Source organism: Kitasatospora sp. NPDC001175 (assembly GCF_053598215.1).
In genome coordinates, this window is the sequence record NZ_JBSFJU010000012.1 from 77240 (window position 1) to 89864 (window position 12625).

9 protein-coding genes are annotated in these 12625 nt (G+C 71.8%); 4 read left to right on the top strand and 5 right to left on the bottom strand.

Going from position 1 to position 12625, the window contains the following annotated elements; genetic code table 11:
- Window positions 1–17 precede the first annotated feature (17 nt).
- From ACWDAK_RS11835 to ACWDAK_RS11845, 3 genes are all read left to right on the top strand, one after another.
- A complete protein-coding gene (locus ACWDAK_RS11835; protein ID WP_427394273.1) occupies window positions 18–779 on the top strand; it encodes an ABC transporter ATP-binding protein in 762 nt (253 codons plus the stop codon).
- A 3-nt stretch (window positions 780–782) separates the two neighbouring features.
- Entirely contained in the window at window positions 783–3335 is a 2553-nt protein-coding gene (locus tag ACWDAK_RS11840; protein ID WP_427394235.1) for an ABC transporter permease, read from the top strand.
- A gap of 329 nt (window positions 3336–3664) precedes the next feature.
- A complete protein-coding gene (locus ACWDAK_RS11845) occupies window positions 3665–5278 on the top strand; it encodes a peptide chain release factor 3 (RefSeq protein ID WP_344637526.1) in 1614 nt (537 codons plus the stop codon).
- A 170-nt stretch (window positions 5279–5448) separates the two neighbouring features.
- On the opposite strand, the gene ACWDAK_RS11850 is transcribed toward ACWDAK_RS11845, so the two are convergent.
- The 4 genes from ACWDAK_RS11850 to ACWDAK_RS11865 form a co-directional block, all read right to left on the bottom strand.
- Window positions 5449–6960 (bottom strand): tyrosinase family protein, encoded by a 1512-nt coding sequence (locus ACWDAK_RS11850; protein WP_427394236.1) that lies wholly within the window; start codon window positions 6958–6960, stop codon window positions 5449–5451.
- 109 nt (window positions 6961–7069) lie between these two features.
- Window positions 7070–7819 carry a ZIP family metal transporter gene (locus ACWDAK_RS11855; protein ID WP_427394237.1) on the bottom strand — a complete coding sequence of 250 codons (750 nt, stop codon included), beginning with the start codon at window positions 7817–7819 and terminating at the stop codon, window positions 7070–7072.
- A gap of 203 nt (window positions 7820–8022) precedes the next feature.
- On the bottom strand, window positions 8023–9879 hold the full coding sequence (locus ACWDAK_RS11860; RefSeq protein WP_344637523.1) for an ABC transporter ATP-binding protein/permease: 1857 nt from the start codon (window positions 9877–9879) through the stop codon (window positions 8023–8025).
- Window positions 9880–9910: 31 nt separating this feature from the next.
- Window positions 9911–10837 carry an extracellular solute-binding protein gene (locus tag ACWDAK_RS11865; protein WP_344637589.1) on the bottom strand — a complete coding sequence of 309 codons (927 nt, stop codon included), beginning with the start codon at window positions 10835–10837 and terminating at the stop codon, window positions 9911–9913.
- A 337-nt stretch (window positions 10838–11174) separates the two neighbouring features.
- On the opposite strand from ACWDAK_RS11865, the gene ACWDAK_RS11870 reads away from it, so the two are divergent.
- Complete coding sequence (locus ACWDAK_RS11870) at window positions 11175–11456, top strand: class I SAM-dependent methyltransferase (RefSeq protein WP_344637522.1); 282 nt, start codon at window positions 11175–11177, stop codon at window positions 11454–11456.
- 160 nt (window positions 11457–11616) lie between these two features.
- Here the strand turns inward: ACWDAK_RS11870 and ACWDAK_RS11875 are convergent, their stop codons facing one another.
- On the bottom strand, window positions 11617–12516 hold the full coding sequence (locus ACWDAK_RS11875) for a helix-turn-helix transcriptional regulator (protein ID WP_427394238.1): 900 nt from the start codon (window positions 12514–12516) through the stop codon (window positions 11617–11619).
- Window positions 12517–12625 lie beyond the last annotated feature (109 nt).

Sequence of the window (12625 nt, forward strand, 5' to 3'; positions counted from 1 at the left end):
TCTGCGTGAGCACAACAATGGCGGTCGACACCCCGCCGCCGGCCGCCGCGGCCCGCGCCGAGGGACTGACCAAGGCGTACGGCTCCGGCGAGACCCGGGTGGTGGCCCTGGACGCGGTCAGCGTCAGCGTGGCGCGCGGCGAGTTCGTCGCGATCATGGGTCCGTCGGGTTCGGGCAAGTCCACCCTGATGCACTGCCTGGCCGGCCTGGACACCGCGACCGGCGGGCAGATCTTCATCGGCGAGAGCGAGATCACCCGGCTCAAGGACAAGAAGCTGACCCAGCTGCGCCGGGACAAGATCGGCTTCATCTTCCAGGCGTTCAACCTGCTACCCACCCTGACCGCGCTGGAGAACATCACCCTCCCCACGGACATCGCGGGCCGCAAGGCGGACCCGGCGTGGGTGCAGCAGGTGATCGACACCGTCGGCCTGGGCGCACGCCTGAAGCACCGCCCGACCGAGCTGTCCGGCGGCCAGCAGCAGCGCGTCGCGTGCGCGCGGGCGCTGGCGGGCAAGCCGGAGATCATCTTCGCGGACGAACCCACCGGCAACCTGGACTCCCGGGCGGGCGGCGAGGTGCTCGGCTTCCTGCGCGGTTCCGTCGACGACCTGGGCCAGACCATCGTGATGGTCACCCACGATCCGGTCGCCGCCTCCTATTCCGACCGGGTGCTGTTCCTCGCCGACGGGCGGATCGTCGACGAGCTGCTCGACCCGACGGCGGACTCGGTCCTCGACCGGATGCGCAAGTTCGACGGCGCCGGACGGAAGAGCTGACCGATGTTCGAAGCAAGCTTCCGCAACTTCCTGGCCCACAAGGGCCGGATGGCGCTGTCCACGCTGGCCGTGCTGCTGGGTGTGGCGTTCGTCTCCGGCACGCTGGTGTTCTCCGACACCATCAACGTCGCGTTCACCGGCATCGCCGGCTCCACCGCAGCAGACGTGACGATCAAGCCGAAGCAGGCGTTCACCCCGGAGGTGGAGGACCGCGGTCTGTCCGGCGAGGTGCCGGCCCTGCCCGCGTCCGTGGTGGCGAAGGTCTCCACCGTCCCCGGAGTGCGGGCCGCACACGGGCAGGTGAGCCTGCAGACCCTGACGGTGGTGGACCGGGCCGGCAAGCCCGTCGGCGCGACCACCGGCGCACCCACACTCGGACAGAACTGGTACGACGATCCCCAGGTCCGCCTGGTCCAGGGCCACGCCCCCACCGGAGCCGGCGAGTTGGTGATCGACCAGGCCAGCGCGGAGCACAAGGACATCCGCCTCGGCGACCCGCTGAACATCCTCACCCCGACCGGATCCACCCCGGGCACCGTGGTCGGCATCGTCGCCTTCAGGAGCGGCAACCCTGGCGTGACGATGGTCTACACCGACACCGCGACCGCCCAGCGGCAACTGCTCGGCAAGCCCGGCCAGTTCACCGGAGTCACGGTGGACACCACCCCCGGTACCAGCCACACCACCGCGCAGACGAGGATCAAGGCGGCGCTCGGCGACGGCTACTCGGTGGCCACCAAGGAGGAGCAGGCGCAGACCGCCGCACAGCAGATCAGCTCCTTCCTGAGCGTGGTCACCCTCGCCCTGCTCGGCTTCGCCGCACTCGCCGTCCTGGTCGGCGCCTTCCTGATCCTCAACACCTTCGCCATGCTGGTCGCCCAGCGCACCCGCGAACTCGGCCTGCTGCGCGCCCTGGGCGCCGGACGCGGCCAGGTGATGCGCGCGGTGCTCACCGAGGCACTGCTGCTCGGCGTCATCGGCTCGACCCTCGGACTCGGCACGGGCATCGGCCTCGCGACCGGACTGAAGAGCCTGATCTCCGGCTTCGGCGTCGACCTGTCCGGCACCGCGCTGGTCATCAACCCGCTCACCCCGGTCGCGGCCTACGCCGTCGGCGTCCTCGTGACCGTCGTCGCCGCGTACCTGCCGGCCCGCCGTGCCGCCCGGATCTCCCCGATGGCCGCGCTGCGCGAGGCGGCCGCACCGCCCACCAGGCCGCTCGGCCCGCGCACCGCGCTGGGCACGGCGCTGCTGCTCGCCGGCGGCGCCGCCCTGGCCGGGGCGGCCGAGTACCACGACACCCTGGTGACCGGCGCCGGCCTGCTCGGCGGCGGCATCCTCGCCACCCTCATCGCTCTCGTGATCCTCGGCCCGGCGCTCTCCAGAGCGGTCGTGTACGGGCTCGGTGCGGTCTATCCGAGGCTGTTCGGCGCCGTCGGCCGGATGAGCCGCCTGAACGCCGTACGCAACCCGAGGCGCACCGGCGCCACCGCCGGCGCGCTGATGATCAGCCTCTCCCTGGTCGGCGCGGTCGCCGTCCTCGCGGCCTCGCTCACCACCTCGGTCGACCGGGACGTCGACAGCACCTTCGGTGCCGACTACGTACTGTCCGGCAACGGTGCCACCCCGATCGGCCAGGAGGTCACGGCCAAGGTCAGGGCCATCCCGGGCATCCAGACCGTCACCCGGCAGCGCTACGCGGTCGCCCACCTGAACGGGTACCAGCTGGTGCTCTCCGGCGTGGACGTCGCCACCGTCGACCGGGCCGTCAAGCCGCAGTACCTGACGGGTTCCACCGCCGATGTCGCGGCCGGGAAGCTGATGGTCGACCAGACCACCGCGAACGCCGACCACCTCGCGATCGGCTCCAAGGTCGAACTCCACTTCCTCAACGGCAACGTGGGCACCCTCACCGTCGGCGCGATCTCCAAGCCCCCGGCCGGCGCGGGCAAGGACGGCGGCAGCTGGGAGGTCTCGCTGGACACCCTCAACAGGTTCGCCCCCGAGGCCCGGGACTTCACCCTCTACCTCAACACCGCGCCCGGCGCCGACCGGAAGCGGGTCCAGGCCGCGCTGGACGCCGCGCTCGCGGGCTACCCGCAGGTCAGTGCGCAGAGCCAAGCCGACTACAAGAAGCAGATCACCGGCCAGGTCGACACCGTCCTCTACCTCGTGTACGCCCTGCTCGGCCTGGCGATCGTGATCGCCGTCCTCGGTGTGGTCAACACCCTTGCCCTGTCGGTGATCGAGCGCACCCGGGAGATCGGCCTGCTCCGGGCGATCGGCACCTCGCGCAGCCAGGTCGGCAGGCTCATCCGGCTGGAATCCGTCCTGATCTCCGTCCACGGCGCCCTGCTCGGCCTCGGTCTCGGACTGGCGTGGGGCATCGCCGGGCAGAAGGTGCTGGCCCTGTACGGGATCACCGCACTCAGCATTCCGTGGACCACCATCCTCGCCGTGCTCGCCGGATCGGCGCTGGCGGGCCTCGCCGCGGCGGTCCTGCCCGCCACGAAGGCTGCCCGGATGCCGGTGCTGGGGGCCGTCGCCACCTCCTGAGACCGCCGGTCGGCCCCGCACCCCGGACAGCCGGGGCCGACCGGCAACCCGCGTCGGGGGCCGCCCCCTGAGGGGGAGCGGCCGACCTGTGGACGCGACGATCCGGGGAAGTCAGGGGCGGACGCGGGGTGGGTGGGGCCGGCCGGCCCGGCGTCCCCGTACCCGGACCCGGGGTCGGGCGGGCCGCAGGCCGCGGTCGTCCGGGGCCCGTGGTGGGGAACGCCGTCGGTCCGGCTAGAATCGCTGTTCAGCCTGTGCAATCAAGAGGCTCGGCCCAGCAGGTGCGCGGGGCTTCACCGGCCTGGCACCTCCCCGCATCCGAGGAAGACGTGAGTAGCGAACAGTCCGCCCCCGTCCTGCACGTCCTCAGCGAGGCCGGCCGCCGCCGGACCTTCGCCGTGATCAGCCACCCGGACGCCGGCAAGTCCACGCTCACGGAAGCCCTGGCCCTGCACGCGCGGGCGATCACCTCGGCCGGCGCGGTCCACGCCAAGGGCGGGCGGCGTGGCGTGACCAGCGACTGGATGGAGCTGGAACGCGAGCGCGGCATCTCGGTGACCTCGGCGGCCCTCCAGTTCGAGCACCGCGGCCAGGTGATGAACCTGGTCGACACGCCCGGTCACGCCGACTTCTCGGAGGACACCTACCGGGTCCTGGCGGCCGTCGACTGCGCGATCATGCTCGTCGACGCAGCCAAGGGTCTCGAGGAGCAGACCCGCAAGCTCTTCGCGGTCTGCCGTCATCGCGGTGTCCCGGTGATCACCTTCATCAACAAGTGGGACCGCCGGGGCCGTGACGCCCTGACCCTGCTCGAGGACATCGAGACCCACCTGGGCATCACCCCGGTGCCGGTGGTCTGGCCGGTCGGAAACGCGGGCGACCTGCGCGGCCTGGTCGAGGCCGGGAACACCGAGCAGATGCTCCGCTACACCAAGGTGCCCGCCGGGACGCACGCGGCGATCGAGGAGAAGCTCACCGCCGGGCAGGCCGCCGAGCAGGAGGGCGAGGCGTGGGAGACCGCGCTGGAGGAACTGGAGCTGGTGCTCTCCTCCGGCCCCGGCTACGACCAGCAGGCATTCGAGGAGGGCAAGATCAGCCCGGTCTTCTTCGGTGCGGCGCTGACCAACATCGGTGTGAAGCTCCTCCTGGACGCCGTGGTCGACCTGGCCCCGTCGCCCGGGCCGCGTCCGCTCGCCAACGGTGGCGTCCGCGAGGTCGGGGAGGAGTTCTCGGGCCTCGTGTTCAAGATCCAGGCGAACATGGACCCCGCGCACCGCGACCGGATCGCGTTCATCAGGGTCTGCTCCGGCGTGTTCGAGCGCGGCATGAACGTGACCCGGGCGGCCAGCGGTCGCTCCCTGACCACCAAGTACGCGCACACCGTGTTCGGGGCCGAGCGCACGGTCGTCGACAAGGCGTACCCCGGCGACGTGGTCGGCCTGATCAACGCGAGCGCGCTGCGCGTCGGCGACACCCTCTACACGGGCGGGAAGGCGGAGTTCCCCGGACTGCCGGCCTTCGCCCCCGAGTACTTCGCGGTGGCCCGTCCGAAGGACATCAGCCGCTCCAAGCAGTTCCGCAGGGGCGTCTCGCAGCTGGACGAGGAAGGCGTCGTCCAGGTGCTGGTCTCCGACCGGCGCGGTGACCAGGCGCCGGTGATGGCGGCGGTCGGTCCGATGCAGTTCGACGTCGTGCTGCACAGGATGGAGCACGAGTTCTCCTCCCCGATCACCCTCGACCACCTCCCGTACCGGCTGGCCCGCGTCACCGACGCCGCCGGCTCCGACGCGCTGGCCAAGGACCGTCTCACCAACGCCGAGGTCCTCACCCGCCGCTCGGACGGCGTTCTGCTGGCCGTCTTCGCCGACAAGTGGCACCTGAACTCCTTCCAGCGCTCCAAGCCGGACGTCCTGCTCCAGCCGCTCATCGCCACCGCGGACTGACCGACAGCCGCCCGCCCCAGCGCCGCCTGGGGGCCGTCACCACCTCCTGAGACCGCCCGTGGGCCCCGCACCCCCCAAACGCCCCTCGGCGGTCCGATGACTCAGGGACATCGGACCGCCGAGGGGCGCTGTCGTCTCCGACACCCCGGTGCGTCAGGTCCTACCCGGCGTCATTCGTTGGTCAGCACCACGCTTCCGTAGCGCGGGCGGGATCCGGGCGGGGGGACCGTCAACGCGGCGGCCAACTCGGGAGGCGCCTCGAGAGGCACGGGTGCCAGGACGACGGAGGGAACGCTGGTGCCGTCCCACAGGCCCTGCTCGCGCAGCGCACGGAGCTGGTCGGTCACGTCGAAACTGAAGTCGAATCCGCGGCCGCCGTGGTGGTGGATGTCACCGCCGATCGCGCCGAAGAAGTCGAGGTGGCCGACGAAGTACGGGCTGTCCGGGGCGAGGTCTGCCTCCCGGTCCTGGTCCGCGCCCAGCAGGACCCGGAAGGTGGTCCCGGGCGACTCGTCCGCGCGCACGTCCCTGATGGTGAGCACGACGCGTTGCCCGTTCCGCGCGCTCTCGGCCTCGGCCATGCTGCTCAGTGCCCGGGTGGCGCTGGTCTCGGGCTGGACCGGGACCGTGACCGGCTCGGGCCCCAGTTCCCCTCCTCCCGCGGTGCCGAGTACCTGGCCCGTGGGGCCGGGGTTGGCGGCGACCAGCACCACAGCCTTGCGCTCGGCCTTCACCGGGTCCTCCCAGACCTCCAAGTCCTCGTACTTGTAACCCAGTTGCTTCTCGGTGTCGAGCATGCTCTTGGCGGAGATGGTCTGCTTCTTCGCGGTGCGGTCCCAGAAGGTGAACGGTTTGAGGAGCCAGTCCTCGGTCTCCGGGTTCTTGCGTCCTCCGCCCTTCGCCAGCCAGGCGGGCCAGATCCGGTCGATGTTGGCGTGGTGGAGCCAGAAGATGGGGTCGCGCGGGGAGATGAAGACGCCCATCCAGCCGCCCACGAAGAGGTGGATCTTGTTGTGCGGCACCGACTCCAGGCAGCCGAAGTTCCCCTTGTCATGCGGTAGTTCGGCGCCGGTGTCCTTGCTGCCGAAGTGGTCCGGCCGCACGCCGGGGTACCTCAGGGAGCGCATGGCGTCGGTGGGATTGACCAGCTCCCAGGCGACACCGAAGCCCTGGTTGGCCGTGCTGTTCCGCTTGATCATGTCGTACAGCGGGTTGTCGACCTCGACCCCCAGTGCGTAGTGGGGGATCTTCGGAGTCCGGAACGCCTCCGGGAGCTTGCGGAACTCCTTCGAGGCGTCGTTCAGCGGATCGTGGTTCGCCACGCGGGTGTAGTTCCAGTACGGAAGTGCCCAGTTCTCGGGCCCGCCGAGCTTCTTGACGACCGAGCGTACGATGTCCTCGAAGTAGTACAGATAGCCGCGGTGCCAGGGCAGGAAGAACCATCCACCGTGCGGACAGTGGTTCCAGTCCGGGTTCGGCTTGGGCGGGGGGCTGTCGGGATCGGGGCTGCCGGAGCCGTGGATGTTCGCCTGCCAGCGCCAGCTGCGCGGGTCCTCGTCGTAGTCGTTCATCATCACGCCCACCGCGTGGGCGTACCAGAAGATGTCCGAGTTCACGTCCCAGCCGCTGGGCCCGGCCTTCATCTTGGTGACGTCACGTCGTATGCGCACGCTATTGGTCATGGCGATCTCCTCTTCCGAAGTTGCTCACACGGAGCTTGAGTTGGGCGGCGGACAGACTGTTCGGGATGGTGCGGCAGCGGGGATGTGCGGCGGAACGCCGGATGGCCCGTCAGTGCAGCAGCAGGACGACCACGGTGGTGACGGCCAGTGCCGCACCGAGGGCCAGCACCGCGAGCGGGCCGCCCTGCTGCGTCGCCAGGTGCCGCCGCCGGGCCAGGGCGGCGGCCGCGGCCGCGCCGCGCAGCAGCACACCCGCGGCCGCGGCCACCAGCAGCGCCTGGGCGCTCTCCGGTAACCGGGCGACCTCGGTGACCAGGCCGCCGAGGAGCGGGCCCGCACAGGCCAGCGCCAGCCAGGGGGCCAGTCGCCGTCGTCCCTCGGCCTCCAACAGGGCCGTCAACGCCAGCCCTTCGCCGGCGGAGTGTGCAACCAGGGCCGCGACGACCGGGAGTGAGGGGAGCAGGACCACCGCCATGCCCTCGATCACCCGGTGCAGGACGAGGGCGGCCGCCGTGCCCACGCCGTGCGGCCGCCGCCCCCGATCGCACCGGGCGAGCAGGGTGCCGCAGGCGGGCACCACGACGCACCCTCCGACGACCATGGCGGGCACCGTCCACAGCGGAAGCCCCGTCTCACGTGCGTCGTCAAGTGCGTGCGGCAGGAGGTCGACCGCCGCCATGGCCAACAGGACTCCGCAGGCCGCGGGCAGCAGAACCATCCCGTGCCGTGGCCAGTGCCGAACGGACCAGGCGCCGGCCAGCGTCCCGAGGGTGATCAGCAGTAGCCCGAGGTAGGCCCCGGGTGCGAAGCCCAGCAGTGAGACGGCCGACAACGTCCCGGGGGTCGTCGCAGCTCTCATGGAAGTCCTCTCGCACGACCATCTGCATGCATACTTACCTGTGATGTGGATCCTTGCCATCCAGCGGCCCCATCGTGACGCTCAGTTGCGTCTTCGATGGACCGTCACGCATCGCCGAGCACGGCGATCCGGGTGGTGAGGAACGTCCACCGTGCGCGCCACAGTGCCGGGCAGGCCGGGCGGCGAACGCGTACCCGGTGTCGTCACCACCGATTGCGGGGCAGAGTCGGCCAGACGGTGATGGCCTCGGGCGGCAGGTGGATCCGGCAGTCGCCGGTGGTCGCGGGTACGGCCGGTGTGGTCACGGCGATGCTCAGGGAGTGCCCGTTGGCCAGTACGGCGTGCATCTCGGTGACGGCGCCGACCTGCACGGTGTCGAGGATGGTCGCCGGGTGGCCGCCGGTGTTGGTGAGGCGGACGTCCTCGGGTCGGATGCACCAGGTGACCGGCGTGCCGGCGGGCAGGTCAGTGGCGGCCACGGTGATGCGGGTGCCGTCGACCACGAGGGTGCGCGGGTCGGCGAGGCGTCCGGTGTGCAGGTTGCGGATGCCGAGCAGATGCGCGGCTTCCGGGGTGGCGGGGTGAGCGAAGACCTCCCGCTGGTCTCCGGCCTGCAGCAGTCGGCCGTGGGCGACGATGAGGATCTCGTCGGCGAGCAGGGCCGCGTCCTCCGGATCGTGGGTGATGATCACGGTCGTGGGAGCGGTGCCCTGCTGCAGCCGGCGCAGCTCCCAGCGGAGTTCGTCGCGTACCGGGGTGTCCAGGCCGGTGAACGGCTCGTCGAGCAGGAGTAGCCGCGGGTCCCGCGCGAGGGCGCGGGCCAGGGCGACGCGCCGGCGCTGGCCGCCGGAGAGCTCGTGGGGCAGGCGGTGCTCAAGACCGTCCAGGTGGAGCTGGCGCAGCCAGTAGACGGCCAGGGCGGGGTCCGTGTCGGGGCCGAAGGTGATCTGGTCCCAGACGGCCAGGTGCGGCAGCAGGCTGGCGTCCTGCGGCACGTAGCCGACGCCGCGGCGTTCGGGTGGCAGTGCCGTGAGGTCGTCCTCGTCGAGGCGGACGTAGCCGGCCTGCGGAGTGGCGAGCCCGGCGACCAGGCGCAGCGTCAGTGACTTGCCGGACCCGGACGGGCCCAGGATGGCCAGGTGGCGGCCCTGGGCGGCGTGTGCGATCCGCAGTTGGAAGGTTCCGGCCCGTGCGCGCAGGTCGAAGGTGAGGCGTGAGCTGGTCCGGGCACGGGGGGCCCGGGGCGGGGGCAGCGCGGTTCGGTGGCGGCGGTGTAACCGCAGGTGCGCGGTGTAGTGGCTGACGGCCAGGACGGCCACGGCGGCGACCAGGCTCACCGCGACGGGCAGCACGGTGGTGTCGAGCCCGGCGCTGCCGAACTGGACGTAGGTGTACACCGGCAGCGAGTAGGGGTGGTAGGCGAGGACCACGGTGGCGCCGAACTCGCCGAAGGCGCGCAGCCAGGCCAGCAGCAGCCCGGCCCGGATGCCCGCGGCGGCGCCGGGCAGGGCGACCCGGGCGAACCGGGAGAGGCGTCCGTGGCCGAGAGTGGCGGCCACGTCCGCGAGATCCGGGTCGAGGGCGGCGAAGGCCGAGCGCGCGGCGACGATGAGGAAGGGGGCCGCCACGAAGACCTGTGCCAGCACGATCCCGGCCGCGTGGTCGGTGAGCCGGCCGCCGAAGAGCCGTCCGAGTGGGGCGTAGGGTCCGACGACGTACAGCAGCAGGATGCCGCTCATCAGCGGTGGCAGGGCCAGCGGGAGCTGCACCGCGATCCCCAGCAGGGTGGCGATCCGGCCGTGGACCTGGGCGAGCAGGTAGGCCAGGGGTACCCCCAGGACGGTGATGATCGCGGTGGCGACGGTCGCGGTCTCCAGTGAGACGGTCAACGCGTCGCCGATGCCGGGCGCGGTCAGCACACCGGGAGGCGCGTTGGTCGCCCGCGCGACGAAGGCGCCCAGCGGTGCCAGCAGGTACAGCAGGAGGAGGGCGCCGAGCCAGGGGAGCGGCGTGCCCAGGAAGCGCACCTGGTCGCGGGGCTGCGTCGGTCGTGGACTCACCGTCCGGCTCCTTCCTCGGGCCCGCGCGCCGTCAGCCGGTGGTCCCCGGCTGCGCCAGTTCGGAACGCAGCGACGCCGGGACGGCCGCTCGGTCGCCGGAGACGGTGGGCGGTGAGAGGGTCACGTTGTGCGCGGCCAGGCTCGCCCTGCCCCGGTCACCCAGCAGGTATTGAACGAAGGCGGTGGCGCCCGCGGGGTCGGGTGCGCGGCCGACCACCGTCACGGTGAAGTGGGCGGCGACCTTCACCTCGCCGAGGTCGACCGCGGGTACGTGCTGCTCGACCGCTTCGTTGCTGTAGAAGAAGGCGGCGTCCAGTTGTCCCGCTTCCAGCCGTCCGTCGAGCTCCTGTTCCGGGAAGACCTGGGAGGACTTCTCCACCGAGGAGGCCAGGCCGGGATCCCGGTAGATCTCGGACGCCTGCTGGAGGGCCTGTACGGCCAGTTCTCCCTTGGGATCGAGCTTGGGGTCGGTCCGGCCCAGCCGGAAGCCCGGTTCGGTGATCACCTGGTACCAGGGTTTCGTCTTCAGCTCGGCGGCGAACGGGCTGTGCGGGTTGTAGGCGATCATCACCGGTGCGCTGCCGAACGTCACGTACCAGGACACCCAGTCGCCGTTGGCCGCTCCCGCCAGGGAGTCGTTGACCTTCGGGCTGGCGCTGACGAAGACGTCGGCCTGGCGTACCTTGCCCTTGATCTGGTTGGCGAGCTCGGTGGAGCCCCCGCCGACCCCCTGGTACCGGTAGCCCGTCGTGGCACTGAACTTCGGGCCGAGGTCGTGCTCCATCAGGTTCTGCAGCGACCCGCAGTACAGCACCTGAACGGTGCCGTGGCCGCCGCCGGCCGCCTGGCCGCCCGTCCGGTCGCCGCCGTCCCCGCTGCAGCCGGCGACCAGGGCCACGGCCGCCGCCAGCACACCCGCCACCCGCAACCGCGTCCGCCGCCGAGCCGGCACTGCCATCCGCACGAGCCGTCACCCTCTCCGTCCACCGCGGGGGAAGAGCACGCACCGATCGGAACACAGCGGTCCGGCCGGCATGCTCCGGAGGGCGGCTGCCGGACTTGGTGACGCTGCCGCACGCCGACCAGGCTCCGGGGATCGCGCTGGAACGCGCGCTCCGCTCCATGCGTACTGGCCACCCGGACCCGCGGACCTGCGTGGGAGCCCCGGGCGCGTTTCACGTACCTCGGCCCCGGACGGCCCGGGACCGAGCCGACCAGGAAAGATCCGTCGAGCACCACACTATCCGCATCCGCGTTGGACCACCTCGTTCGCATCCGCGGACGCCGGAGCGGCCGTGGTCGGCGAACTCTCGGCTCCGGGCAGCAGGCTCTCGACGGAGCGCGGCCGCAGTGGGCGCACCGTGGTCGACGACCCGTCCGTCGCGCACATCACCCCGCTTTGGAAGGGCGGTCGCGGAGCGGGCACCGCCGACTGGCTCGCCGAGCACGGCTGGCGGACCGAGATCCATCCGCTGGGCGAGGTGGCGGCCCGGTACGGACGGGCGGTTGTCGGCCCGGCCCACACGGGTTTCCTCACGGCCGTGCGGGAAGGGACCGCCGCCGCGTCGGGACGCTGAGGAGTCCTCCGCCTTTCAGTCAGCCCAACCGGCTCCGGATCACCGGAGGGCGCCCGAGGCACCTCATCCGCCGCACCGTGGACCGGCGCAGCATGCGGACGCACAGCCGCCACAATCGGACAACTCCCGTTCCCTGCAAGGCCGTAAGAGCTGGCTTGGATCAGGTCAGCTCGGTGCTCCGCCGCGGCTGGGCAGAGCCGGCCGAGTCGGCGGCGGTGTAGCTGCCGAGGAAGGCCAGAGCCTCCTCGGCGGGACTGCCGGGCGGGGCCGTGTAGATCACGAGGAGGTGGTGGGCGGCGCCGGGGGCCCGGAAGGTCTGGTAGTCGAGTGTCAGGTCACCGACGGCGGGATGCCGGAAGTGCTTGAGCCCGTGGGTCTTCTCGTGTACGTGGTGGCCGGCCCAGAGCTTGCGGAAGACCGCGCTGCCCAGGGAGAGTTCGCCGACCAGGCGGACGAGTTCCGGGTCGTGCGGCCGGCGTCCGGCGGCCATGCGCAGGATGCCGACCGTGGTCCGGGCGGCTTCGTCCCAGTCGAGGTGGACCTCCGGTGCGTCCGGGTCCAGGAAGATCCGGCGGGCCATGTTGCGCTCTCGTGGCGCGAGGTTGGGGAAGTCGGCGATCAGTACGGCCGCCAGCCGGTTCCAGGCCAGGACGTCGTTGCGGTCGTTCATGATCAGGGCGGGGTTGGCCGGGATGGCCTCGACGACCTGACGCAGTGCGGGGCGCAGCACGGCGTCGCGTCCGGTGGCGGCCGCCCTCGCCACGGCGCGGCGGGGCGGCCGGGCCAGGTCGTACAGATGGGCGCGCTCGGCGGGTCCGAGCCGCAGAGCTCTGCCGAGCGAGTCGAGGACCTCGTCGGAGGGGCGGTCGGCGCGGCCCTGCTCCAGGCGTATGTAGTAGTCGGTGCTCAACCCGACCAGTTCCGCGACCTCTTCGCGGCGCAGGCCGGGTACGCGGCGGCGGCCGGTCGGCGGCAGGCCCACGTCGGCGGGTGACACCAGGGCCCGCCGGGTCCGGAGGTAGTCGCCGAGGCTGTTGGCGGTCATGAGGGTGTCGGCCATGGGCCCCAGTATGGGGGCCGCCATCGGGGGCGCGGCGGCCGGAAGGTGGCCCTGTCACTCCCAGGGAACGGCGGTCTCTTCATCCGGCGATCACGCCGGCGAACGATCG

Bases quoted from the DNA above. Each gene is read 5' to 3' on its own strand.
- ACWDAK_RS11840 (WP_427394235.1), top strand. From the start codon at position 783: ATGTTCGAAGCAAGCTTCCGCAACTTCCTGGCCCACAAGGGCCGGATG.
- ACWDAK_RS11835 (WP_427394273.1), top strand. From the start codon at position 18: ATGGCGGTCGACACCCCGCCGCCGGCCGCCGCGGCCCGCGCCGAGGGA.
- ACWDAK_RS11855 (WP_427394237.1), bottom strand. From the start codon at position 7,819: ATGAGAGCTGCGACGACCCCCGGGACGTTGTCGGCCGTCTCACTGCTG.
- ACWDAK_RS11875 (WP_427394238.1), bottom strand. From the start codon at position 12,516: ATGGCCGACACCCTCATGACCGCCAACAGCCTCGGCGACTACCTCCGG.
- ACWDAK_RS11850 (WP_427394236.1), bottom strand. From the start codon at position 6,960: ATGACCAATAGCGTGCGCATACGACGTGACGTCACCAAGATGAAGGCC.
- ACWDAK_RS11865 (WP_344637589.1), bottom strand. From the start codon at position 10,837: ATGGCAGTGCCGGCTCGGCGGCGGACGCGGTTGCGGGTGGCGGGTGTG.